Origin of the sequence: Streptomyces colwelliae, from assembly GCF_048158785.1 — a bacterium.
Taxonomy (GTDB): Bacteria; Actinomycetota; Actinomycetes; order Streptomycetales; family Streptomycetaceae; genus Streptomyces.
This window is the reverse complement of record NZ_JBLTJC010000072.1, coordinates 1-23,885: the sequence shown is the minus strand read 5'-3', so window position 1 is coordinate 23,885 and position 23,885 is coordinate 1. Positions and strand designations below refer to the sequence as shown.

The window sequence follows — 23,885 nt, the reverse complement described above, 5'->3', positions numbered from 1 at the left end:
ACCTCTGTACTCCGGCGACGCCCCCCGGTTGCCCCTGGCTCACCAGGAACAGGGCCTACGCGACGATCTTCGCCACGGAGTCACGAGCCTGGTTCGCAATGCGGTCGTCCGTGGTGTCGTCCGCCCCGCCCACCCCGATGGCGCCGATGACCTCGCCGTCGGCCGTCACGATCGGCACGCCGCCGGCGACCGGCAGAAGGTTGGCATCGACCAGGTGGGGAGGCGCCACCCGCATCTGCGGGGACGCGGCGAAGGCCGCGAACTTGGCGGTCGGAACACCGCTCACGGCCGAGGTGTATGCCTTGCGTCGCGCGGTCTCCACACCGAGCAGGCCGACGCCGTCGTCACTGAGCAGAATCTTGGTGACGCCGCTTCGGTTGACCACGACAGCGCACACGTTGTGCCCCTCGGCCCTGCCTGCCTCCAGAGCGGCGAGTGCGGCGCCGTGGGCGATCTCGTAGCTGAGCGGCTCTCGCATGGGCGGTTCCTTCCCTGGCGACCGCATGGTCGAGCGGCCGTCTTCCGTGGCAGAAGCCCAGTATGTCGCCGCCGAACCTGAATGTGAAGGGGGGCTCGCATTCACATCAGGTCGGGACTCACCGCGCCGGCGTGCCGAGCAGGTACAGGCAGGCGACGTTCACCAGTTCGTCCGTGAGCTGACGCCACGTCAACGGCCGGTCGGACTCAAAGAGATCGCCGTACAGCACCCGGTTCTGGCAGGTCCCGTAGATCAGGCGGTAGACGACGTCCAGGCGCCGTTCCGGATCCGGCGCGTCGATCATCGGAATGATCGGCTCCAGGAAGCGACGGAAGACGCGGTCGGCGTCGATGGCGGCCTCCGAGCCGACCCGGGCCACCGCGGGGTCCGTCGCACCCGCGGCCAGGAAGACGCGCATCAGCCGCTCGTGCGCCTGGTAGGTCTCCGTGAGCCCGGTGACCGCCGAGGTGACCAGCGCGGTCGGGTCCGTACTCAGCGGGGTGAAGCGGCGGATGATGTCGGCGCGGAACTCCTCGATCATGTCGTGCTGCAGAGCCGCGATCAGGCGGTCCTTGTCACCGAACCGCCGATACACGCTGCCCACCGAGACACCCGCCCGGGAGGCGACGGCCGCGACGGTGAGCGCCTCGGTACCGCCCTGTTCGAGAAGGGCCGTACCCGCCTCCAGGATCCGCTGCTGGGTCAGCCGACTGCGGGCCTGCTGCGCCGGCGGCAGATCGAGTGACGGTTCGGTACTCACCGTCCCAGCCTATACACGGCCGGCATCCGCCCCGGCGGCATGCCTGCCGGCCCACTCGCGACCACGGCTCTTGACGTCTACGAGACGTAATGCGAATGTGAATCCACAATCCCATTCGAGGACCGCACACCACGGTGCCCTCGCAGGTGATCCGCCACACCCCTGCACGCGCTACGCGTTGTGCGCCCGAGCCGCACGGGAGACAGCACGATGACCACCACTTCAGAGATCGACACCGGCACGGCCTACGGCCGCCCGAAGCCCTCCTACAACGCCCGTCTGCGCGAGGTCGGGCCCGGTACGCCCATGGGCGAGGCACTGCGCCGCTACTGGCACCCCGTCGCCAGCTCGGAGACGCTCGTCGCCGGCGCCCTGCCGCAGAAGACCCGCGTCCTGGGCGAGGACCTGGTCGTCTTCCGGGACGGACAGGGCAACCCCGGTGTCGTGATCGAGCGCTGCACGCACCGTGGCGCCAGCCTCTTCTACGGCCGCGTCGAGGACGACGGCATCCGCTGCTGCTACCACGGCTGGAAGTTCGACGTGCAGGGCCGCTGTATCGAGCAGGCGTGCGAGCCGAGCCTGGGGCGCAGGCGCGACGCGGCCCGTCAGCCCTGGTACCCCGTCGAGGAGCGCTACGGCCTGGTCTTCGTCTACATGGGACCGCCCGACCTCAAGCCCGAACTCCCCCGCTACGACGTCCTGGAGAACCTCGAGGACGACGAGAGGTACTTCGCGAGCTGGCCGGTCCCGCACGCGGCGGTCCTCGGTATGCCGGGGGACTTCAGCTGGCTCAACATGTACGAGAACGGCGCCGACCCGACGCACGTCACGTGGCTGCACTCCACGCACAGCGGGTACCAGATGCTGGGCACCGGCACCTTCGGCTACCCCGAGAGCTTCTTCGACCCGGCCACCATCGCCGAGCGTGTCTCGTACGAGCGCACCGACCACGGCGTGAAGTACGTCCAGCGGTTCGAGGTCGAGGGCGAGGACGGCGGGGCAACCGAGTTCGGCTTCGCGGTCGAGCAGCACCTGCCCAACGTCTTCGGCCTGCCGGACTACGTACGGATGACCCCGGACCGGCAGGACCAGCTGCTCTGGGTCGTGCCCTCGGACGACACCAGTCACCGGCTCTTCTTCTCGATCCGTACGAACGATCCCGAGCGCATGGTCCGCTTCGTCATCGGCATCACCCAGAACGGCAAGCAGAACCACGAGCTGACCGACGAGGAGCGCCACCGCTTCCCCGGTGACGCGGAGGCCCAGGGCTCGCAGGGAGCGATCACCCTCGACTCCGAGGAGACCCTGGTCACCGGGGACCGCGGTGTCGTCATGCTGCGCCGCATGCTGCTCACGATGGTCGACGACGTCGAGGCCGGGCGCGACCCGATCAACATCGTCCGTGACACGTCCGAGGTCCACCGCCACCAGTCAGGCCTGTTCACCCTCGGCAAACGCCCGGCGAACGACGCCGACGCCAACGCCACGGCTGGAATCTGAGCGAGCACCATGAGCAACGAGTGGCTCGACACCATCGTGATCGCCCGGCGCGACGCGACCGCGCGGATCGTGGTGCTCGACCTGATCAGTCCCGACGGAGCCGAGCTCCCGGAGTTCGCCGCCGGCGCCCATGTCGACGTCCTCCTGGACGGTGAGGGCTGCGCCGGACTGGTCCGCCAGTATTCGCTGTGCGGGCCGCCGCACGACCGCACCCGGTACCAGCTGGCCGTGCTGGCCGAGACGGCGTCGCGCGGCGGCTCCCTCGGGATGCACCGGCTCCGCGCGGGTGACAGGCTGCGGATCTCGCGGCCACGCAACAGGTTCGGAATCTCGGACCGAGCCCGTCGCCATCTGCTGGTGGCGGGCGGCATCGGTATCACTCCCCTGCTGGCCATGGCGCACGTGCTCCAGGTCACGGGCGCCGAGTACGAGTTCCACTACTGCGCCCGCAGTCGCGCGGACGCGGCGTTCCTCGACGAGCTGGAACGCAACCCCCGCGTACGCATGCACTTCGACGACGGCCCGGACGACCAGCGCTTCAGCGCCGGCGACCTCGGCCCGCCCGACCCCGACACGGCGGTCTACGTGTGCGGCCCCGGAGGCTTCATGGACTTCGTGATCGCCTCCGCGCAGGGAGCGGGATGGCCAGCCGAAGCGATTTACAAGGAGCGCTTCGCGCCCGTGCTGGACGCCGAAGCACACACGGCGGGCGGCGCGTTCACGGTGCGGCTCGCCAAGTCCGGTGGCGAGTACGAGATCAAGGACGGCGAGAGCGTCCTCGACGTCCTGCTCGCGGAGGGCGTCGACGCCCCCTACTCCTGCCAGCAGGGGATCTGCGGCGAGTGCATCGTGCGCGTACTCGCGGGAGAACCCGACCACCGCGACGACGTCCTGACCGACCGTGAGCGCGCCGACGGCCTGTTCACCACGTGCTCGTCCCGAGCACTCTCACCGATTCTGGAGCTGGACCTGTGACGACGGCAACCACCGCACCCAGCAAGGCAGTTCAGGCGGTCGAGCAGGCGGAGGCCGCTTGGCTCGTGGCACTCACCGAGGGCGAGGAGGCCATGACCGCCCTCATGCTCGACGACAGCCGGGCGGTCCACGGTCCCGTGGGGAAGATCGACGATGCAAAGACTTTCGCCCACTTCACCTGGACTCGCCGACGCCACGTCTTCGCGAGGGCCGAGGAGCTCAGCATCACCGTGCGCGGCAACACCGCGATCACCACGTGTCTCCAGGAGATGCACATCGTCTTCGACGAGAACCTCCCGCCGTTCCCGGTGCAGGAGGCCGTGACACGCGTGTGGGAGGAGACCGCCGAGGGCTGGCGCCTGGCACACATGCACCAGGCCAAGCGCATGCCGCCGGTCTGATATCCCGCACGGCGGGCGGCCGTGTCCTCACGCCGCTGTTCGATGAACGGACAAGAGGGTTCGGGGCAGGCCGTCGGCCGAAGAGAGTTCGACATGCAGTTTTCGTGCGGCAGTGAGCCGCTGTCGTGGAGATGAGGCAACACATGTCAGCCACTGAGATCGAGGCGCCCCCGTCCGGCGCGGTCCGGACCAGCGACCTCCTCATCGCGGGCGAGCGAGTCGCGGCCCGGGACGGCCGTTACTACGAGACGACCGAGGCCCTGACCGGCGAACCGATCGCCCGGGTCGCCGCGGCCTCCGTCGAGGACGTCAACCTCGCGGTGGACGCCGCGGCCGGCGCCCTCGCGGAGTGGTCGGGTCTTCCGCCGGCCGCCCGTCGGTCGGTCCTGGAGCGGGCGGCCACCCTGCTCGGCGAACGTACCGACGACATCGTCGCCATCATGAGCCGCGAAATGGGCGCCACCCTGCCCTGGTGCGGCTTCAACGTGCACGTCGCCAAGGGCATGCTCGTCGAGGCGGCGGCCCAGGCCTACGCGGCCGTCGGCGAGGTCATCCCCTCGGACGTGCCCGGTCTCACCGCCCTCGGCGTACGTCAGCCGGTCGGTGTCGTCGTCGGCATCGCACCGTGGAACGCCCCGCTGATCCTCGGCGTGCGCGCCATCGTGTGGCCGCTGGTCTGGGGCAACACCGTGGTCCTGAAGTCCTCCGAGCAGACGCCGCTCACCCAGGCCGCCATCGTCCAGGTGCTGCACGACGCCGGCGTGCCCGCCGGAGCGGTCAACCTCATCAGCAACGCACCCTCGGACGGTCCGGCCGTCGTCGAGGCACTGATCGCCCACCCCGCCGTGACCCGCGTGAACTTCACCGGATCCAGCAAGGTGGGCCGTGTCATCGGCGAACTCGGCGGTCGCCACCTGACCCGCGTGGTCCTCGAACTCGGCGGCAAGGCACCCTTCCTGGTGCTTCCCGACGCCGATCTGGAGGAGGCCGCCGCCGCGGCCAGCTTCGGCGCCTTCATGAACCAGGGCGAGATCTGCATGTCCACCGAGCGCGTGATCGTCAACAGGAGTGTCGCCGACGAACTCTCCTCCCGACTGGCCGAGCGTGCCGCCAAGCTGGTCGTCGGGCCCCCGAGCGACCCCGGCTCGCAGATCGGCCCGCTGGTCCACGCCGCCGCCCGCGACCACGTCGTCGCGCTGATCGAGGATGCGCGTGACAAGGGAGCGCAGGTCCTGACCGGTGGCACGGCCGACGGTCTGTTCGTGAAGCCCACCGTGCTGCGCGGTGTCACGCCGGACATGCGTATCTACAGCGAGGAGTCCTTCGGCCCGGTCGTCTCGATCATCGAGGTGGACTCGACCGACGAAGCCGTCGCGGTCGCCAACGACACCAAGTACGGTCTCTCCGCCGCGGTCTTCGGCAAGGACGCGGCCGCGGCGCTCGACGTGGCCCGCCGGATCAGGTCCGGCATCTGCCACATCAACGGCGCGACCGTGCACGACGAGCCGCAGATGCCGTTCGGTGGCGTCGGCGCCAGCGGCTGGGGCCGCTTCGGCTCCCGCGCCGCGCTGGAGGAGTTCACCGAATTGCGCTGGATCACCATCCAGTCCGGATCCCGCCACTACCCCATCTGATGACACGAGGCCGCGGGTGGGGCACACATGACTGCCGTGCGCCCCACCCGCAACCTCCGCTCCCCCGGATGTGGTTCCTCGCCGCGGCTTTCAGCCCCGCGGTGGGAGCCGCATGGCTGGCGGACGCCCTGGAGACGCAAGCCTCCCGACAACTCGACCGGGAACTGGAGGAGTTCTTCCGGTCTCTCTGCCGAGACCCCCGTACCGGGGATCTCCGCCCTTCCAAGGAGTCAGCGATGCCGCAGAGCGACAAGGACCGCCACGAGATCCGGCAGCTCGTCGAGAACTGGGCGCTGTGGCGCGACGCCGGCGACTGGGACCGCTTCGCCACGGTCTGGCACCCGCGCGACGGCTGGATGAGCGCCACCTGGTTCCAGGGCAGCGCCACCGACTTCATCAAGGCCAGTCGTGAGGGCTTCGAGAACGGAGTCAGCATCCTCCATTTCCTCGGCGGTCACACCGCGGACATCAGCGGCGACCGGGCCATCGCCCAGACCAAGATGACCATCAACCAGCGCGCCGGCATCGACGACATCGAGGTCGACGTCGTCTGCACCGGCCGCTTCTACGACTTCCTCGCCCGCCACCAGGGGCACTGGACCCTCGTACGCCGACAACCGATCTACGAGAAGGACCGGCTCGACGTCGTCGACCCCGCCGCCTCGCTCACGCTGGACCCCGACCTCCTCAACCGGTTCCCGGCCGGCTACCGGCACCTGGCCTACCTGCAGACCAAGACAGGTTTCACGGTCAAGCAGGGACTTCCCGGCCTCACCGGGTCAGCGGTCGAGCGGCTCTACTCGGAAGGCAAGCAGTGGCTGACGGAAGCCTGATGCGGTTCACCCACGAGACCCTCCCCCAACGGGTCGTGTTCGCGGCTGGAGGATCGCCCGCCGCCGTGGCGGCGGAGGTCGAGGCCCTCGGCGGTACCAGGGTCATGCTGATCGCGTCGGACCGCGAGAAGGAACTGGCCGACCCGATCGGCAAGGAGATCCCGGTCGTCCTGCGTCACGAGGAGGTCGTGATGCACGTACCCGTCGAGGTCGCGGAGCGCGCCCGGCGGGCCGCGGCCGACGCCGGCGCAGACATCCTGGTCAGCGTCGGGGGCGGCTCGACCACGGGCCTGGCCAAGGCCGTGGCGATGACCACCGGCCTGCCGATCGTCGCGGTACCCACCACCTACGCCGGCTCCGAGGCGACCAACGTGTGGGGCCTGACCGAGGGCGAGACCAAGACCACCGGTGTGGACGACAAGGTGCTGCCCGCCTCGGTCGTCTACGACGCCACTCTGCTGACCACACTGCCCGGCGGCATGACCGTGGCCAGCGGCCTGAACGCGATGGCCCACTGCGTCGACTCGATGTGGGGACCACGCGCCGACCCGATCGACCGGGCACTGGCACAGGAGGGCATCCGCGCGCTGGCGACCGGCCTGCCCGCGGTCGCGGTGGACTCGACGAGCGTCCAGGGCATCGAGCAGACGTTGTACGGCGCCTACCTCGCCGCCGTTTCCTTCGCCTCGGCCGGCTCCGGTATGCACCACAAGATCTGCCACGTCCTCGGCGGCATGTTCAACCTCCCCCACGCCCAGACCCACGCGGTGGTCCTGCCTTACGTACTGGCCTTCAACGCCCCGCACGCCCCGGAGGCGGAGGCTCGGATCGCCCAGGCCCTCGGCACGGTCTTCCGCACCCGGACGGCGAACGGCGGCCTGGCCGCCCTGCGCCGGGCCCTGGACGCACCGAAGGCGCTGCGCGACTACGGCATGCCCGAGGACGGCATCGCCAAAGCACTGGAGCCGATCATCAAGGCGATCCCGGCCAACAACCCCACTCCCGTCACCCACGCCAACCTGACCCTGCTGCTGCGGGCGGCGTGGGCAGGCGAACCGATCAGCTGAAAGAGGCCGTCATGGCTACCTACGTCAACCCCGACTCGACCCGGACCGACGACGCCGGCACGATCCACCGCGAGGTGTCGCCGGACCAACAGGCGGTCGAGCAGCGGCTGGTGGACAATGTCGTCGCCTCCTTCGACGCCTGCGACGACGCACGGCTGAAGGAACTCATGGTCGGTCTGGTCAAGCACCTGCACTCCTTCATCCGTGAGGTCCGGCTGACCGAGGACGAGTGGGGACAGGCGATCGGGTTCCTCACCCGGGCCGGCCACATCACCGACGACGTACGGCAGGAGTTCATCCTGCTGTCCGACACCCTCGGCGCGAGCATGCAGACGATCAACGTCAACAACCAGGCCTACAAGGGCGCCACGGAGGCGACCGTGTTCGGACCGTTCTTCGTCGAGGACGCCCCACGGATCGAACTCGGCGAGGACGTGGCCTTCGGCGCCCCCGGCGAGCCCTGCTGGGTCGAGGGCACCGTCACCGACACCGACGGCACCCCGCTCTCCGGCGCGCGGATCGAGGTCTGGGAGGCCGACGAGGACGGGCTGTACGACGTGCAGTACGACGCCGGAAAGCGCGCAGGCCGGGCGCATCTGTTCTCGGCGGCCGACGGCACGTACCGCTTCTGGGGCCTGACGCCGACGCCGTACCCGATCCCCGATGACGGGCCCGTCGGCAAGATGCTCGACGCGGTCGGCCGTTCGCCGCTGCGCGCCGCCCACCTGCACTTCATGGTCTCCCACGAGGGCGCGCGCACCCTGGTGACGCACATCTTTCCCGAGGGTGACCCGATCGGCTTCAAGGACACCGTGTTCGGCGTGAAGGACTCCCTGATCAAGCGATTCGAGCGGCAGCCCGCCGGCACACCGACACCCGACGGCCGTGGCATCGACGGCACGTGGAGCCGGGTGCGCTTCGACATCGTTCTCGCGCCCACGGGTGTGTGACCGCGAGACCCCGGACATCACGAAGGAGGGGCGGTCCGACCGGACCGCCCCTCCTTCGTGATGGCAGCATGGTCAGTCCGGCAGCAACTCCGCGAAGTCCCGGACGGGTCGCGACCCGTCCCAGTCGACCGACGCCCGCCAGACAGCTGTGAACATCTGCCGTGTCATCTCGTTGTCCTGGACCAGCTCGATCATCCCCGGGGCATCTTCACCACCGTCCAGGAAGAAGACGTCGCCGCCCGGGGCCACATCGTGGAAACGCACCACCGCCCCACTCGCCTCGCGCTGTACGACCTCCGCCTTGACGTCCGGCACGACCTTGGCGACATGGTGGAAGCCGTAACCGTGGCGTTCGTAGGCGTCCTTGTAGATGGAAGGCTCGTCGTCGAGGGTCTGGACGAGCTCGATCATCATGTGCCCCGAGAAGGCGAGCGCGAGGGCGAACTCGGCCTTCCCGGGCTCGCCGCGGTAGGTGGAACCCTCGCCGCCGATCCTCTGGTTCACGAACCAGGGGCCGACGCCGAGTTGGCCGGTCCACCAGCGCATCGCGGTGGTGAGGTCGGGGACGGCGTACGCGAACTGGACGACGGCGTCGGTCGGTTGGCCGAAGGGGAACTCCACGGTGGTGGTCCTCTCTAGGCCGACGGGCGGATGAAGCTGGTGATGCCGCCGTCCACCACGAGGGAGGCACCGGTGATGTAGCCGGCTTCGGACGAGGCCAGGAAGAGTACGGCGTCGGCGAGTTCGTCCGGTTCACCCTCGCGGAGCATGGGAGTGCTGAGCCTGATCCGCTCCCGGAAGGCGTCCGCTCCCCCGGGCGCCAGACCCGTCGTACGGGAGGCGATGTCGGTGTTCATGCCGGCCGGAATGACGATGTTGACGCGGATACCGTCGGCGACGACCTCGGCGGCGAGAATGCGCGTCAGGTGCTCCAGTGCGGCCTTGCTGGCTCCGTAGGCGGCGGTTCCCGCGCTGGCCCTTCGGCCGGCCGCCGAGCCGCAGAAGACGACGGCCCCGCCGGGTGCGAGCAAGGGCTTCAGGCCCTGCATGAGGAAGAACGAGCCCTTGACGTTGGTGTCGAACACCCTGTCCCAGGTGGCTTCGTCCATGTCGTCGAGGCGCTTCATGCCGGCGTGCCCCGCGTTGATGTAGGCAGCGTCCACATGGTCGACCTCCCCGGCGACCTCGGCGAGCGCGGCCTTGATGCCGGCCACCGAGGACAGGTCGGCCGCGACGGCGATCGTGCCGTCACCGATGAGACCGCTCGCGATCTTCAGCTGGTCCGGGTCACGCGCGATGATGACCACGCGCGCGCCCTCCCGCGCGAAGGCCTGGGCGGCTGCCAGGCCCAGTCCTCTGCTGCCGCCGGTGACGAGGCAGGTCTTCCCGAGGAACCGCCGGCGCCGGTCCCCGACGGCGGGGTCGCGGGACTCGGTGTCAGTCGTGGCGTTCATGAATCCTCCTTCATGGGGGTCAGGAGTGGCGGTTCACGCGTCGATCTCGACGCCGCCGAACGGAGCGCCGCCGTTGAGGACACGCTCCTCCGGAGGAATGGGCGCGAGACTCACGCGTACGTCGATGCAGGTCGGCCGGCGGGCCGCGAGGGCCGCCTCGATCGCGGGGCGCAGCTGGTCCAGGTCGGTGACGTCGACGCCGTCCGCGCCGAGGGCCCGGGCCACACCGCTGTAGGAGCCGTTCTCCAGGCGGTTGTTGGTGACGCGGTCCTGTCCGAAGAAGAACTGCTGGGTGTGCAGGGTGGCGCCCCAGGCCCGGTTGTTCAGCACGATCACGACGACCGGGAGCCCCGCCCGGACGAGGGAGTCGAACTCGGCGAGGCTGTAGCCGACAGCACCGTCTCCGGTGACGAGGATCGTCGCCTTGTCGGGATGCGCGTACTGCGCCCCCAGCGCCACACCGAAGTTGCTGCCCATCGCACTGAGGTAGCCGTGGCCGAGGTAGTGGGCCAGCGGCGCGAGCGCGATCGTCTCGGAGAGCCACAGCTCGGTCAGAGCACCGTCGACGACCACCGTGGCCTGGTCGGGAACGCTCTCGGCGATCGTACGGACCGCGAGGTAGGGGTGGATCGCGGCGTCCTCGTGCTGCTCGGTCTCGTCGGCGAGCGCCGACCGCCGGGTGGCGGAGATGTCCCGCAGGCCCGTGAGCCAGTCCTCGCGTCCCGAAGGCACGTCGCTGTCGCCCAGGCGTTCGTTCAGCAGGCCGACGGTGCCGATGGGGTCGGCCTGGACGCCGAGTTCGACATCCTGCAGCCGGCCCAGCTCACGGCCGTCGGGGTCGATCTGGAAGATCCGCGCGCTCTTCGGGAGCAGTCGTCCGGTGCCGAACTGGGTGGCCATGCCGAAGCGCAGCCCGAGCATCAGGACCAGGTCGGGACGTTCGTCCTCGGGGACCGTGGCCAGGGTCTGGAGAAGACCGACGTGCTGTGCGGAGCCGGCGATCGCCCCGAGGCCCTCCCAGTCGGAGAAGAGGGGCACTCCGGTACGGGCGGCGAAATCGTGCAACTGTGCCCGCGCCTCGGCGGTGACGAAGGACTTTCCGACCAGCGCGATCGGGCGCCGGGCGGTGCCGAGCGCCTCGATGATGCGGTCGACGGCACCGGCCGGGGAGACGCCGGTGCCGTCGACCTCGACGCGGTAGTCGTCGACGACCTCGTCGACATCCACCGACTGGCGCAGGACGTCCCAGGGAATGTCCAGGAGCACCGGGCCCTTGGGCTCCGACTGCGCGATACGGATCGCCTGGGCGACAAGACGCGGGATCAGCTCGGTACGGGTGACGCGGTGCGCGAACTTGGTCACCGGGGCCGCCATGGCGACCTGGTCGAACCCGGCCTGCTGGTCGTTGACCTCGTCCATCTCCAGCGGGGCCGATCCCGCGATGTAGAGGACGGGGGTCCGGTCCAGGTGGGCGTTGGCGACCGAGGTCAGGACGTTGGTGAAGCCGCCCCCGGCAGTGACGACGGCGACGCCCAGCTGTCCGGTGACCCGTGCGTATCCCTCGGCCGCGTGGCCGGCGTTCATCTCGTGCCGTACGTCGACGACCCGCAGCTTGGCGTCCAGGGCGTCCTGGAGGATGCCGTCGATGTGCGCTCCGGGCAGACCGAAGGCCACGTCGACCCCGGCTCGCCGCAAGGTTCTGACGACGAGCCCACTACCGGTTGCGGTTGCCATGCGATGGTCCGCCTCTCTGGACGTACTAGGGGTTTCGACAAGGGGGCGTTGAGGCCGGGCCGCATCTCGGGCCGCCCGTGCCGCAGTCTGGGTGGGGTCGTGGGGTACGACAATGGCTGTGTTCGTTGGACGGCCAATGTCTTGATCGTCATCGCCCGGGCGTGACCCCGTCGACCAGGCTGTTGGCCGAAGTGATCTCAGATTTCGGACATCCTGAGCACGGCCTTGATCACCCGTCCGGACCCGGTCTCCGTCCACGCGCGGGCGAAATCGCTGAACGGGAACTCCTCGATCATCCGGTCGAAGGGGAACCGGCCCGCCCGCCAGTACTCGACGAGTTGGGGGATCAGCACGTGGGGGTTGGCCGAGCCTCCGATGATCCCTTGGAGCCTGCGGCCCCCGGCGAGGAGAAAGCCGGTGTCCGGAATCCATTCGCCTGCGGGTGCCGCCACGTAGCCGAGGGTGCCTTCGACAGCGAGGCACGTCGTCGCGGTCCTGTAGACGGACGGTGCGTCCGCGGTGACGTACGCGAAGTCGAAGCCGTCCGGGTCGATGTCCCGCAGTGCCTGTACGGCACCTGCGCCGCCCAGCACGGTGTCCGTCGCTCCCAGCTCGCGGGCGAGGTCGAGCCGGGGCCGGTTGATGTCGACGGCGACGATGTGCCGGGCGCCCGCGAGACGGGCCGCCATGATGGCGGCGAGCCCCACGCCTCCGGTGCCGAACACCGCGATCGACTGTCCGGGGCGGAGCCGGAAGGACTCCAGGACCGAACCCGCCCCCGTGATGACACCGCAGCCGAGCGGTCCCATCAGGTGCAGCGGGACGTCCTTCGGCAGGAGGACCGCGCTCCGTGCGGGTGCCAGCGCGTACGTCGCGAAGGAGGACTGGCCGAAGAACATCGCCGCGATCCGGTCACCATCCTGGGTGATCGGTGAGCTGCCGTCGAGTCGCGCGCCGCCGAAGGCGACCCGCATCGCCTCCCGGCAGTAGGTGGGCCGCGCGTCGAGACAGCGGGGACACGCACCGCAGGAGTTGCCGGAGAGCACCACGTGGTCACCAGGGACGAGGCGCGTCACGCCGGCCCCGACCGCCGCCACGACCCCCGCACCCTCGTGTCCGAGCACGATCGGGCGTGGAACGGGAACCCCACGGCCGTTGTGCGCATTGATGTCGGTGTGGCAGATGCCGGTCGCCACGACGCGCACCAGAACCTCGTCCGGCCTCGGTTCACCGAGTTCGACCTGCTCCAGTTCGGGGACGGTCCGGCTCTCTCGCGAAACCGCCGCAGTGATCTTCATGAGACGGCGACCTCCGGGTCGTAGTCGTAGATCCAGCCGTTCTCCCTGAGCATGTCGGCCTGCGAGTACCGAAGGTCGCGTGCCTGCTGCTCGGGGCCGTCCGGCAGGTGGTTGATGTGCGACCTTCCGTGCGAGACCTCCTGGACGAGGGCCGTGCGGCGCCGGCGCAGTTCCTCGTAACGGGCCAGGGCCGCGACCGGGTTGTCCGGGTCCGCCGCGAGGCACAGGGCCAGAACGGCGCCGTCCTCGATCGCCTGGGCCGCGCCCTGGGCGAAGAACGGGAACATGGGGTGGGCCGCGTCGCCCAGCAGGGTGGCGTTGCCACGGTTCCAGCGGTCGAGGGGCTCACGGTCGAGCAACGCCCAGCGCCCGGGCGTCTCGGCCGACTTGATCAGCTCCACCAGCCGGGGGTCCCAGCCAGCGAACTCGTCGAGCAGCTCCTGGACCGTCGCAGTGGCCGTCCAGGACTCCACGCTGTCGGCGCCGGCCGGCGCGAAGGCGACGAGGTTGACGTAGTCCTCGCCGGAGACCGGGTAGTGCACGAGGTGATGGTCGGGGCCGATCCAGAGGGTCTGGGCCCGCCGCTTCGCGAAGTCGGGTGCCTTGTGCGCCGGTACGAGGGCCCGGAAGGCGCAGATGCCCGACTCCCGCGCCTGAGTCGGGCCGACGATGGCACCGCGCACGCGGGAGTGGACCCCGTCGGCGCCGACGAGGACGTCCGGACGAACCGTCTCGCCGTCCTCGAACCGCAGAACAGCCTGGTCGCCCTCGAACTCGACCGACACACAGCGTCTGCCGAGGTGGATGGAGCGCTCGGGGACGGCCGACCTCAGCGCCTCCAGCAGGTCGGCGCGGTGGGCGGCGTAGGTGTGCTCGCCGTACAGGCGTATGCACCCCGCCTCCAGGTTCTCCGCGGAGAGAACGGTGCCGTTTTGCCAGCGCCGGAACTCCCAGCCGATCTCCATCCGGACCGCGCGCTCGATGAACCGGTCTAGGACGCCGAGACGTCGCAGCAGACGGGCGGCGTTGGGCGCGATCACCAGACCGGCGCCGACCTCGGTCAGGGCGGACGCCTGCTCGTAGACGTCACTGTCGAAGCCCTGGTCGCGCAGGAACGCCGCGGCGGCGAGGCCCCCGATGCCACCACCGAGGATCGCGATCTTGGGGCCGTTGTCAGTACTCATGGTCTTTCACTCCCGTGGACCTCGAAGCGAGGTGGTGACTGGCTACGTGCAAGATTCCGGCAGACTGCGCGTTGTTTGAACTCCTATATCCATCCAACGAACATGAAAGGTAGGCTGACCGGACCTGGAAACGATGAAGGAGAGGCCCATGCCTCGCGCGAACGAGCCCGGCCGGACGGTCAGCTCCCGGCTGTGGGACCTGCTGTTCGCCTTCGACCCCGACCACACCGAGCTGACCCTCGCCGACCTGGTCAGGCGCACCGGCATTCCGCACGCCACCGCGCGGCGCCTCACCCTCGAACTCGTGGAGGCCGGCGCGCTGGAGCGCACCAGCGACAACCGGTTCGCGATCGGTCTGCGGCTGTGGCGTCTCGGCACGCTCGCGCCCCGCGCCGAGACGCTCCGCAGCGCCGCCCAGCCGTTCGTCGAGGACCTGTACACCGCTCTGCGCCAGCATGTGCAGCTGGCCGTCCTGCAGGGCGACCAGGCCGTGGTCATCGAGCGTCTGTCGGCGGTCAACGCCGTCGGGCTCACCTCGCAGGTCGGCGGGCACCTGCCGCTGCACTGTTCGGGTGTCGGCAAGGTGCTGCTGAGCCACAGCAGTCCGGAGTTCATCGACGAGGTGCTGGCAGGCAGACTTCGGCGCTTCACTCCCAGGACGATCGTGGACCCGGCCGAACTCCGTCGCGAACTGGCGTCCTGTCGCTCGACCGGAACGGTTGTCGTCAAGGAGGAGCTCAGCGAAGGCGCCGAGTCGGTCGCGACACGCATCGTCGACGGCCGCGGCCAGGTCGTCGCCGCACTGTCCGTCGTGGTGGCCGCCGGCTCGATCAAACTGCAGGCGGCCGTTCCCTCGCTGGTCGCGAGCGGACTGGGGCTGTCCCGGAGCCTCGGCTGGCGGCCGGGCATCCCCATTCGTACGTCGTGACCTCGCACGCGGCGGGGAAACCGGGGTGTCATTACGCGGGTTGCCGCCGGGAGAGCTGCATGTGGCCCAGCCGCCATCCCTCGTCGGTGGCGAACCACACCCGGGTGGCCACCGCCTGCACCAGGAACGACGGCAGGTCGGGCATGCGCCGGATGCTCATCTTCTGAAAGCACGTCACGATGGCCCGCCCCTCTCGCTCCCGGCACGTCACCTCGCTGGTCCCGGCTTCGAGGGTGGTTCCCATCGACGCGTTGTAGGTGAGGAAGCGCTCGCGGTCGTGGATGTTCCCGACCGGCCCGTGCACGATCACGCAGTCGGGGAGCATGAGCGCGCGCTGCTCCTCGTCCCCCTTGGTGATCGCGACGAGCCACGCCGCCTCTGCCTCCGCGACCGTGTCCGACATGTGGAGGTCGCCCGTACTGCTCGGCGCTGACTGTGTGGGGGTCATGGTCCGACTCCTGTCCGAGTGGGTCGTGTGATCGTTGTGCGTGGTACGGCGTCGCCCGCCGCGGTGGCTCTTCCCGGGGAGGAGAGTCGCGGCGGGCGCCCTGGCGTTACTGGCCGACCTGCTGCCTGGTCGAGCACCGGCCGGTTCGTCTAGCGGTCAGTCGTCGAGGGTGTGCGGGTCGTCGTCGAGATGCGTCTCTCCCGGACCACCGCGCCCGCTCGCGAGAATGAGTGCTGCGGCCACGAGAGCGGCCACGCCGCCCAGCACGTACGCGTGGGAGTAGCTGTTGCTGAGAGCGTCGAACGCGACGTCCTTGAGCGGGTTGAAGGGGATGACCTGGCCGTCCGGCGAAGTGACGGTCGCCGGAACCGAGTTGGCGCCGAGCGGTCCCGAGGCAACCGCATGCACCGCGGCCTCCAGCTGCGCTTTCTGGTCCGCGGGAGCGTTGGCGGGAGCGGCCTGGAAAGCCTCGTACGCCTTGCTCAGCGCGGGATTGCCGGCCACCTCGCGGGCCATCTCCTTTGCGGCCTGGCCCAGGGCGACGGCGCCCGCGATCGCGGGGCCGAAGGCGAACCCGAGGTCCCGGAAGGTGCTTGTGGCACCGCTCGCCATCCCGGCGAGGTGGTTGGGCAGCGCGTTGACCGCGACCGCGCTCATCGCGGCGAAGGCGAGTCCCGAGCCGGTGCCCGCGAGGATCAGCGGCCCGACGATGGAGCCCAGCGCCCGGTCGCTCGCCGGGACCCCGGCGAACCACAGCCCGCCGACCCCGATGAGGATCAGGCCCGCGAAGAGGACCCACCGGGGGTTGTAGCGCTCCAGCAGCTTCGAGGTGAGGGGCAGCAGCACGAGGCCGATGCCTCCGAAGAAGAGGTAGGCGATGGAGCTCTTCAGCGGGCTGAATCCCTGGACGGTGGTGAGGCGGATGCTGGTGGAGTACATGATCGCGAGGAAGCCGAACATGCCGACCAGGGTGACCACCGAGTTGACGGCGAACGCCCGGTTCTTGAAGGCGCTCAGGAGCAGGAGCGGCTGGGCGACCCGGCCCTCCACGAAGACGAACAGTACGAGGAAGACGCCCGCGGCGATGAACGCGATGACGATCTGCGGGCTCCCCCAGCCGCTCTCGGGGCCCTGGATCACCGCGTACAGCAGGGCGAACAGGCCGAGCGCAGCGGTGATCTGCCCCGGCCAGTCCAGGGAACGACCCTGGGGCGCATCGGAGTTCTGGGCGAGGGCCAGCGACAGCAGCGCGCTGACCGCGGCGATGACCAGGACACCGACGTAGGCCCAGCGCCAGTTCCCGGTCCCGTCCCAGCCGGTGTGGATCTTTGCGGCGACGCCTGCCAGCAGGGGTCCGAGGAAGCCGCCGATCGAGAGCGCGGCGGCCCAGACCGCCACGCCACGCGCGCGGGTGGCGGTGGTGTGGGTGCCGGCCGCGACCATGGCGAGGCTCGTCGGGAAGATGGCCGCGGCCCCGATGCCGCTGAGGAGCTGGCCGATGATCAGCATCGTCACCCGGGTGTCCGTCGACGACCCCTCACCAGGCACCAGGACCGCGACCGCCGAGCCCACGACGATGAGCACGGCTCCCCAGACGAGCAGACGCTTACGGCCGAACAGGTCACCGAACACGCCGAAGCCCAGTTCCAGCGCGGCGACGGGAATGAAGAAGGCGTCGACGATCCACGTCAACTGGGCCGAGGACGGCGCGAGATCCTGCTGGATCAGCCCGGTGATGAGCGAGGGGACGGAAAGGGCCATCTGCGAGAGGCACACGGCGAGCACCACCGCGGCCAGCGTGCCCGGCCTCAGGGTGTATCTGCCACTTTCCCCGCTTGCCTCGGCGGGTGAATCGATCTGGACCATGGACGACTCCTTGCGCGCGACGTCGCGCGCTGCTGTCGGAACCGGCGTTCACCGCCGGACCTTGCTGGGGATGCTTCTGTACGGCCATGCGGCAACACCGCCGCCGAACCGCCCCGGGGCCTGCGCGGACCGCCTCCGCGTGGCTCTGCGACCAACCTGATTCAGGTCGCTCGGCGTGGTGACCGGCCAGTGCCGAGCAGCGACAAGGTAGGAAGCGACCCCGTCACGCTCAATGGACATGTTCATCAGACGAACAGAACATCCCTGGCGGCGATCTCTGCATGCACCATTCATGAGTGATCGCCTAACCGAGGCTGTCCGCCGCTTTGAGGCCGCGCGCCGCCCCGGTTCAGTTCGAGCGCCGGCAGGAAAGACAAGCCATGGCTGGACCTGACGAGCAAGAAAGCCGTCGTGACGGGGGGGGCAGCAACAAGGTCGACATCTCGGACCATGGCGCATCCACGTATTCGCAGCACGTGTCCGCTGCGAACTCGGCGCGACCGACAACTTGGTGAACAACGCCGCCGTCGTGCTGCTGGCCGACATCGAGCACGTGGCCTTCGAATGGCGTCGCAGGTTCGCCGCCGACGCTGACGGCGCTTTCCTGGCCTCCATGGCGTTCCTGCCGGACCTGGAAGCCTCCGGAGCTGATCGTCAGACATCACGTCATCGGACTACTGGACCGCGACAACCGTTGCCGGCCGATGCCTCGGGCGTCGTGGCGTCCCTCTTTTCCGACGACGCCGCGTTCATCACAGGGCAGCTCATCCTCGCGGACGGCGGCAGCACCCGCCGCTATGACCGGCAGTCACCGACGCTTCGTCACAGCAGACGGAGGGGGGCGAGGTGCGGTGGTGTTGCGAGTCGCCGGTCACCTCGACCGTACCCGTCAGTCAAGGTGATCGCCCGCCCACACGGCGATCTGTTCGAGGATCGGAAGCAGCGCCTCCCCAGCGGGCGTGAGGCCGTACTGGACGCCGGGCGGCCGCGTATCGGTGACGCGCCGTTCGACCAACCCGGCCTCTGCCAGTTCGGCGAGCCGGTCCGACAGCACCGAATCGCTGATCGCACCGATCCTCCGGCGAAGTTCGGCAAAGCCGATCGGTCCCCTGCCCACCATCGCGATGACCAGACCGTTCCACCGCTTGCCGAGCAGGCCGAACGCCCGGCCCAGCGCAGCCTCGCATCTGGATGCGTCGTGTCCGAGGTGTCCGAGGTGTTCCGCCTTCGCCATGGGGCGGAGTTTACCTACCGCACCCATCGCACAAGCTGCTAGGTTTTTACTAGCACCTAGCATTTTAAAAGTTTCTGCCAGGTGTTGCGTGCCTTTGACGAACATCGCCATCCCGAACCATGGAGAGACACCATGAGCACCAAAGTCATCGCAGTTGTGGGCGCCAGCGGACACCTGGGCGGTCTCATCGCCGACGAAGTCCTCGCTCAGTCGGACGCGCAACTGCGGCTGCTCGTGCGGCCTGAGAGCCGGGCCAAGGTCGCCGACCTGGAGAGCCGCGGCGCTCAGATCGTGGAAGGAGTATTCGGAGCGGTCAGCGACGACACGCTGGCCGCGTTCACCGCCGGCGCGACCACCGTGGTCTCGGCCGTACAGGGCGGCCCCGACGTCATCGTCGACGGGCAGGCGGCGCTGCTGCGGGCGGCCCGTTCCGCAGGCGTGCGACGTCTCATTCCCTCGACCTTCACTCTGGACCTGTTCAAGCTGCGGCCCGGGCGGATCGTGGCAGCCGACTGGCGCCGCCAGTTCGCGGACTTGGCCGACACCGAGCGCGGCGAGGTGGAAGTGGTTCACGTACTCTGCGGTAGCTTCCTCGCCCGCGACGTGCTGTTCGACTTCCACCGCATCATCGACCCGGTGGAGCGGACCGCGTACGTCTGGGGCGACGGCGAACAGCCGGTCGACTACACCACCTGGGACGACACCGCCCGATACACAGCTGCGGCGGCCCTCGACGACAACTCCATCGGCCGAGTCCTTCCTATAGCCGGCGACCGAGTCGACTTCCGTGGTCTGGTCGCGGCCTACGAGAAGGCCACCGGTACGGTGCTGCGCGTCGAGCGTCTCGGATCGCTGGCGGACCTCGACGACCGCATCACCGAACTTCAGGCCGGTGGCCCCGGCAACTTCTTGGAGTTCCTCAAGCTGATGTACCTCCGGGCGAACCTGGCGGGCGAAGGCAAGCTCGACGCACTGGCGAACGACCGCTACCCCTCGATCCGGCCGACCACCGTCGAGCAGTACCTCACTGTCTGAGACGTTCGACTGCCGCGGACCGGCAACCGCAGCGAAGCCTGACTTCCTCCCCCCATCCCCCACGCAGAGGAAAGATCATGAACAAGGTCTGGTTCATCACGGGCACTTCGAAGGGATTCGGGCGCGAGTTCGCACGCGCCGCGCTGGAACGCGGTGATCGGGTCGCGGCCACCGCTCGCGACACCGCCGCGGTGGGCGACCTCGCCGACCGGTTCGGCGACGCCCTGCTGCCCATACGCGTCGATGTCACCGACCGCACCCAGGTGTTCGAGGCGGTCGCCGCCACCAAGGAGCGGTTCGGCCGGATCGACGTGGTGGTCAACAACGCCGGATACGGCCTGTACGGCGCAGTGGAGGAGCTCAGCGTTCAGGAGTTGCGCGACCAACTGGAAACCAACCTGTTCGGCGTGCTCCATGTCACGCAGGCGGTCCTGCGGATCCTGCGCGAGCAGGGTAGCGGCCACATCTTCCAGATCTCGTCGGTCGGTGGGATCCTCGCCGCGGGCGGCATGGGCGCCTACAGCACATCCAAGTGGGCGTTGGAAGCCCTCAGCGAAGCACTCGCCGAGGAGGTAGCGCCGTTCGGTATCAAGGTCACCCTGATCGAGCCCGGCGCTTTTGCCACCAATATTCACCATGCGCCGGTCTCCGTAGCGCGTCCACTGGCCGCCTACGAACCCCTGCGTGCGTCGCTGGCCGACATGGTGGGCACGCTCGTCCAATCGGCCGCCCGACCCGAGGGTGCCGCTGCCACACTCCTCCTACTCTCCGATATGGAGCAGCCCCCGCTGCGCGTGCTCTTCGGCGAGGCACCCACCCGGCAGGTTCCCGCCGCATACCGGAGGCGTCTGGAGACTTGGGCCGAATGGGCGCACCTGTCCAAGGCCGCTGACGGAAACTAGGGTGCGTTCTACGTCGTGATCAATCCGCGAGGTCTGTCTGCGCGGGAGGGGCTGCGCCGGCAGACCTCTGCGGGTGACGCGAGTGCAACTGACGGATAGGGGTTGGGAGTTCATCGGGCCGCACCTGCCGATCGGCGAGTACTGCCCGTACCGCGGGCGAGCACTTCGAGGGCGTGACGCCTGAGCCTTCGAGGCCCTGCTGGAGGGCCTGATCGCGAAAGCGGCGGGAGGTGGGCATGCCCTGGTCGGGGCCGGATTCTCTGCCATGCGGCGAGAGGCGCTGGAGCGCTGCAAGCACGGCCCGGAAGGCCTCATCATCGGCACGCCGCCACTGCCGGACCCGACCGCATTCACGGTGACCGGGCTGCTCCACGCGGCGGCGCGGCAGATCGTGCAGGTCGAGAACCGCCGGACGCCAAGCGGGTCGCGGACTGCCCATCGACCTGCTCATGTGCCTGTTCGACCCGGCCTCAGCTCTGGAGGAGCAACCCACGAAGCAGAGCTGGCACTGACACACAGGTCATCGGCCGACTCCACCGGCCGGGCCGGCAGGCGCAGTGCACCCAACTGACCTGCCATCAAGCGGAGTTCAGAGCCGCCCCCTTCGATTCCAAGCGGTACGTCCGGTCACTGGAAGTCGCACCCGGGGTTGGACGCGTCCACTGTGAGCGAGGTGCCGGCCGAGTCGACGTACAGGGCGTCGAGGACGACCGGGGTGCTGCCCAGGTTGCGGCCGATGTGGACGTGGTCCGGTCCGGCCGGTTCGGTGATGGTGTCACCCGAGGAGTACACGCCGTCGGTCGCGCAGTCCGCGTCCGAGTGGGTCAGCGTGCCCTCCAGCACGATCCCGTGCACCGTCCCGGGGTGGTAGTGCCATCCGGTCGTACCGCCGGGGCTGATCGTGATCCGCTTCAGTGTGTACGTCGTGCCGTCAACCGTCGCTTCATAGAGGGTGGTTGACGAGACTCCCGAACTCGGCGTGGCATGGGCCACCCCCGGTACCAGGACGAGGGGCAGGGCCGACATGCCTATGAGGGCTGCCCGGCGGGTCGTGCGCATGTGCTGCGGTCCTTTCGTAGCGTGCGGAGTTCGTAGCGTGCGGAGTCGGGTGCGAGTGCGGGTGTCAGCGGACCCGGTGGCCTGCTCGGTACACCGCGCGGACGTCGGTGACGGCGGCGATGTCGTCGAGGGGTGAGCTGCCGAGCACCAGGGAGGTCGGCATCGGCCCGGGGACGCAGCACTCCCTTGCTCCCCGCCCGGCCCACCGCCTCGGCCGCCTCGGACGTCGCGGCCCGCAGCACACCGCGGGCAGGCATTCCCAGTTCGGCGAGATGTGTCAGCGCGTGCGGGTAGATGCCGTGCGGTTTCCCGGGACCGACGCCGGCGTCTGTCCCGGGAACGACCCGGGCGCCCGAGGCAATGATCTTGCTCATGACCTCGATGATGGCGGCGAAGCGAGCGGCGATGGCCGGAACGGGCACCGGCATCCCGGGCAGCATCCCCACCGTCATGCTGACGAACGTCCCTCGTCGTACGACCTCGTCCAGCACCTCCTGGCGCAGTTCGACGCCTTCGGGAGTGAGGAACGAGAAGTGCTCGACGGTGTCGAAGCCCGCCTCGACCACGTCCGTGACCGCCTGGACGGCATGTGCGTGGGCGGCCGCGCGAAGCCCGTGCCGATGCGCCTCGTCGGCGATCAGCCGCAGGTCGGACCCGGTCGTACTGCTGATGCAGCGAATGGGAACCTGGGGTCACGTTGCCGCCGCTGGCCATCACCTTCACCAACTCGCAGCCACGCTCGGCACGTTCTCGTACAGCCGCCCGGAGCGCATCGGAGCCCTCGGCCTCGCCGCCGAGAAAGTGGCAGTGACCGCCGCGGGTGGTGATCGGCGGCCCCGCGGCGACGATCTCGGGGCGTTCCGTGGGCGACATCTGCTCGCGCAGCGCGAGAGAGAGATAGTCACGGTCGCCGACGTCGCGGACGGTGGTGACGCCGTCCCGAAGTGTGGTCGCCGCCGCCGCACGCGCGGTCTTCAGTACGGTCTCGCGGTCGTCGGACGACACATGGGCCACGGCATCCTCGGTGCCGTCCCAGCACAGATGCACATGGGCGTCGATCAGTCCGGGAAGCAGCCAGCTGTCCGGCCCGAAGTCCGTCACCACAGCGTGCTCAGGCGGCGCCGCTCCCGTGAAGTCGACGTCACGGATCACACCGTCCTCGACGAGGACCATGCCCGGTCCCCTGACGTCGACGCCGTCGAAGACGTGTCCTGCACGTAGCGCCTGCAACTCGCTGCGCATCACTTGCATCTCCATGCGAAGGGAAAGTGGGGGGATGGCGGTCGACGCCCGCCGTACCGAAAGGAGGCCCATTGCACGCGCACGCCGTGGGGGCAAGTCCAACTGTCGCCGCTGAGTAGTGCCTTGGGGAACGAGAGATCATCTATGGCAGGTATAGACCGGACCGATACCGTACTGGCCGCTCGGGCCGTGCGCTCCCCGCCAAGTCGGCAGCGACGAGTCGGCCGGCCTCGGCCGCAGTCCGCCGGAACCAGATGTGCGCAGGGTCGTCCGGGCCGGATGCGCCACGGAGCGCGGCACCTTCCTGGGTGCGGCGCCGAGGTCCTGGGCCTCGTCGACGACGTGTGGCTGTGGCGGTGACGCAGGTCGCGCATCGCGGAGCTGTCGTCGTCGAGGTGGGCCAGGTCGCCGCCGCCGATGTCCGCCTTGTGCTCGGCCCGGATCTGGATCCTGCGGGCACGTCGCCGAGCGTTTGTGCCCTTCGCGCCGGCAGCGTGTCCCGCCCCGATTCGCACCGGGCGGGCGCCGCAGGGGGGAAGCCTGGCCTCGACGCTTGAGCGGCACCAGAGAGAGCACCGGCGCTTCTCACCGATCAGCACCCGACTCGCCGCACCACCCAACCTTCACGGCAGTCTGATTTATCATATTTAGGTCACGATAGAGAGCCGTCCGCTCGGTCCGCGCGGACGGCACTGGCGAGGACGGTGTCGGTGCCTGGCGTGATCTCGGAAGCGGGAAATCTACCTGCGGCCTTCACCACTTTCGTAGGCCGTCGGCGCGACATGGGCGTCCTCCGTGATGGCGCCACGCCAGGGCAGGAAGCCGTCCGAGCGTTGCTGCGAAGCTGCATGCCGTCGGTGCTCAACGCGGAACACCGGCGGATCCGCTTCGAGCGGCGGCTGC

General features: G+C 69.3%; 22 protein-coding genes and 1 pseudogene. 10 read left to right on the top strand and 13 right to left on the bottom strand.

Translation table 11 applies throughout. The features are described from left to right. Positions 1 to 55: 55 nt before the first annotated feature. Positions 56 to 478, bottom strand: coding sequence for a GlcG/HbpS family heme-binding protein (locus ACNFOC_RS17425; protein WP_416960033.1), 423 nt, complete (start codon positions 476 to 478; stop codon positions 56 to 58). Between the two features lie 118 nt (positions 479 to 596). Beyond that, entirely contained in the window at positions 597 to 1,238 is a 642-nt protein-coding gene (locus ACNFOC_RS17420; protein ID WP_416960032.1) for a TetR/AcrR family transcriptional regulator, read from the bottom strand. Positions 1,239 to 1,448: 210 nt separating this feature from the next. On the opposite strand from ACNFOC_RS17420, the gene ACNFOC_RS17415 reads away from it, so the two are divergent. The 7 genes from ACNFOC_RS17415 (at position 1,449) to ACNFOC_RS17385 (ending at position 8,598) form a co-directional block, all read left to right on the top strand. Next, the gene (locus ACNFOC_RS17415; protein WP_416960031.1) at positions 1,449 to 2,738 is read left to right on the top strand and encodes a Rieske 2Fe-2S domain-containing protein; all 1,290 of its coding nucleotides are present in this window, start codon (positions 1,449 to 1,451) and stop codon (positions 2,736 to 2,738) included. A gap of 9 nt (positions 2,739 to 2,747) precedes the next feature. Beyond that, positions 2,748 to 3,713, top strand: coding sequence for a PDR/VanB family oxidoreductase (locus ACNFOC_RS17410; protein WP_416960030.1), 966 nt, complete (start codon positions 2,748 to 2,750; stop codon positions 3,711 to 3,713). Further along, positions 3,710 to 4,114: a nuclear transport factor 2 family protein gene (locus ACNFOC_RS17405; protein WP_416960029.1), complete on the top strand. Its 405-nt coding sequence runs from the start codon at positions 3,710 to 3,712 to the stop codon at positions 4,112 to 4,114. Before ACNFOC_RS17410 ends, ACNFOC_RS17405 begins: the two co-directional genes overlap by 4 nt. Before the next feature lie 143 nt (positions 4,115 to 4,257). Then, positions 4,258 to 5,748 carry an aldehyde dehydrogenase gene (locus tag ACNFOC_RS17400; RefSeq protein WP_416960028.1) on the top strand — a complete coding sequence of 497 codons (1,491 nt, stop codon included), beginning with the start codon at positions 4,258 to 4,260 and terminating at the stop codon, positions 5,746 to 5,748. A gap of 236 nt (positions 5,749 to 5,984) precedes the next feature. Further along, entirely contained in the window at positions 5,985 to 6,581 is a 597-nt protein-coding gene (locus ACNFOC_RS17395) for a nuclear transport factor 2 family protein (RefSeq protein WP_416960027.1), read from the top strand. Then, positions 6,581 to 7,648 carry a maleylacetate reductase gene (locus tag ACNFOC_RS17390; RefSeq protein ID WP_416960026.1) on the top strand — a complete coding sequence of 356 codons (1,068 nt, stop codon included), beginning with the start codon at positions 6,581 to 6,583 and terminating at the stop codon, positions 7,646 to 7,648. Before ACNFOC_RS17395 ends, ACNFOC_RS17390 begins: the two co-directional genes overlap by 1 nt. A gap of 11 nt (positions 7,649 to 7,659) precedes the next feature. Next, the gene (locus tag ACNFOC_RS17385; RefSeq protein WP_360807081.1) at positions 7,660 to 8,598 is read left to right on the top strand and encodes a hydroxyquinol 1,2-dioxygenase; all 939 of its coding nucleotides are present in this window, start codon (positions 7,660 to 7,662) and stop codon (positions 8,596 to 8,598) included. A 72-nt stretch (positions 8,599 to 8,670) separates the two neighbouring features. Here ACNFOC_RS17385 and ACNFOC_RS17380 read toward each other — a convergent pair whose 3' ends face one another. The 5 genes from ACNFOC_RS17380 to ACNFOC_RS17360 all read right to left on the bottom strand — a co-directional run bounded on the left by ACNFOC_RS17380 (position 8,671) and on the right by ACNFOC_RS17360 (position 14,268). Beyond that, positions 8,671 to 9,219: a VOC family protein gene (locus tag ACNFOC_RS17380; protein WP_360807083.1), complete on the bottom strand. Its 549-nt coding sequence runs from the start codon at positions 9,217 to 9,219 to the stop codon at positions 8,671 to 8,673. Positions 9,220 to 9,233: 14 nt separating this feature from the next. After that, the gene (locus ACNFOC_RS17375) at positions 9,234 to 10,052 is read right to left on the bottom strand and encodes an SDR family NAD(P)-dependent oxidoreductase (protein ID WP_416960025.1); all 819 of its coding nucleotides are present in this window, start codon (positions 10,050 to 10,052) and stop codon (positions 9,234 to 9,236) included. A 33-nt stretch (positions 10,053 to 10,085) separates the two neighbouring features. Further along, complete coding sequence (locus ACNFOC_RS17370) at positions 10,086 to 11,786, bottom strand: thiamine pyrophosphate-binding protein (RefSeq protein WP_416960024.1); 1,701 nt, start codon at positions 11,784 to 11,786, stop codon at positions 10,086 to 10,088. 197 nt (positions 11,787 to 11,983) lie between these two features. Further along, positions 11,984 to 13,084: an NAD(P)-dependent alcohol dehydrogenase gene (locus tag ACNFOC_RS17365; protein ID WP_360807088.1), complete on the bottom strand. Its 1,101-nt coding sequence runs from the start codon at positions 13,082 to 13,084 to the stop codon at positions 11,984 to 11,986. Continuing rightward, a complete protein-coding gene (locus ACNFOC_RS17360; protein WP_416960023.1) occupies positions 13,081 to 14,268 on the bottom strand; it encodes an FAD-dependent monooxygenase in 1,188 nt (395 codons plus the stop codon). Before ACNFOC_RS17360 ends, ACNFOC_RS17365 begins: the two co-directional genes overlap by 4 nt. Positions 14,269 to 14,416: 148 nt before the next feature. On the opposite strand from ACNFOC_RS17360, the gene ACNFOC_RS17355 reads away from it, so the two are divergent. After that, positions 14,417 to 15,196, top strand: coding sequence for an IclR family transcriptional regulator (locus ACNFOC_RS17355; protein WP_416960022.1), 780 nt, complete (start codon positions 14,417 to 14,419; stop codon positions 15,194 to 15,196). Positions 15,197 to 15,227: 31 nt separating this feature from the next. Here the strand turns inward: ACNFOC_RS17355 and ACNFOC_RS17350 are convergent, their stop codons facing one another. The 3 genes from ACNFOC_RS17350 to ACNFOC_RS17340 all read right to left on the bottom strand — a co-directional run bounded on the left by ACNFOC_RS17350 (position 15,228) and on the right by ACNFOC_RS17340 (position 18,744). Beyond that, the gene (locus tag ACNFOC_RS17350; protein ID WP_416960021.1) at positions 15,228 to 15,644 is read right to left on the bottom strand and encodes a nuclear transport factor 2 family protein; all 417 of its coding nucleotides are present in this window, start codon (positions 15,642 to 15,644) and stop codon (positions 15,228 to 15,230) included. 156 nt (positions 15,645 to 15,800) lie between these two features. Next, complete coding sequence (locus ACNFOC_RS17345) at positions 15,801 to 17,510, bottom strand: MFS transporter (protein WP_416960020.1); 1,710 nt, start codon at positions 17,508 to 17,510, stop codon at positions 15,801 to 15,803. Between the two features lie 889 nt (positions 17,511 to 18,399). Then, entirely contained in the window at positions 18,400 to 18,744 is a 345-nt protein-coding gene (locus ACNFOC_RS17340; protein WP_010356437.1) for a winged helix-turn-helix transcriptional regulator, read from the bottom strand. A 132-nt stretch (positions 18,745 to 18,876) separates the two neighbouring features. Here ACNFOC_RS17340 and ACNFOC_RS17335 point away from each other — a divergent pair, with 132 nt between their 5' ends. Together ACNFOC_RS17335 and ACNFOC_RS17330 are read left to right on the top strand one after the other, a co-directional pair. Then, positions 18,877 to 19,779 carry an NmrA family NAD(P)-binding protein gene (locus ACNFOC_RS17335; protein ID WP_416960019.1) on the top strand — a complete coding sequence of 301 codons (903 nt, stop codon included), beginning with the start codon at positions 18,877 to 18,879 and terminating at the stop codon, positions 19,777 to 19,779. Positions 19,780 to 19,856: 77 nt separating this feature from the next. Beyond that, positions 19,857 to 20,681 (top strand): SDR family NAD(P)-dependent oxidoreductase, encoded by an 825-nt coding sequence (locus ACNFOC_RS17330; protein ID WP_360807100.1) that lies wholly within the window; start codon positions 19,857 to 19,859, stop codon positions 20,679 to 20,681. Between the two features lie 627 nt (positions 20,682 to 21,308). Here the strand turns inward: ACNFOC_RS17330 and ACNFOC_RS17325 are convergent. The 3 genes and pseudogenes from ACNFOC_RS17325 to ACNFOC_RS17315 form a co-directional block, all read right to left on the bottom strand. Then, on the bottom strand, positions 21,309 to 21,707 hold the full coding sequence (locus tag ACNFOC_RS17325) for a cupin domain-containing protein (RefSeq protein WP_521985187.1): 399 nt from the start codon (positions 21,705 to 21,707) through the stop codon (positions 21,309 to 21,311). Positions 21,708 to 21,709: 2 nt separating this feature from the next. Then, complete coding sequence (locus ACNFOC_RS17320) at positions 21,710 to 22,378, bottom strand: amidohydrolase family protein (RefSeq protein WP_416960043.1); 669 nt, start codon at positions 22,376 to 22,378, stop codon at positions 21,710 to 21,712. Positions 22,379 to 22,499: 121 nt separating this feature from the next. Continuing rightward, positions 22,500 to 22,913, bottom strand: a pseudogene (locus ACNFOC_RS17315) (amidohydrolase family protein); the annotation flags it as partial. Between the last annotated feature and the right edge of the window lie 972 nt (positions 22,914 to 23,885).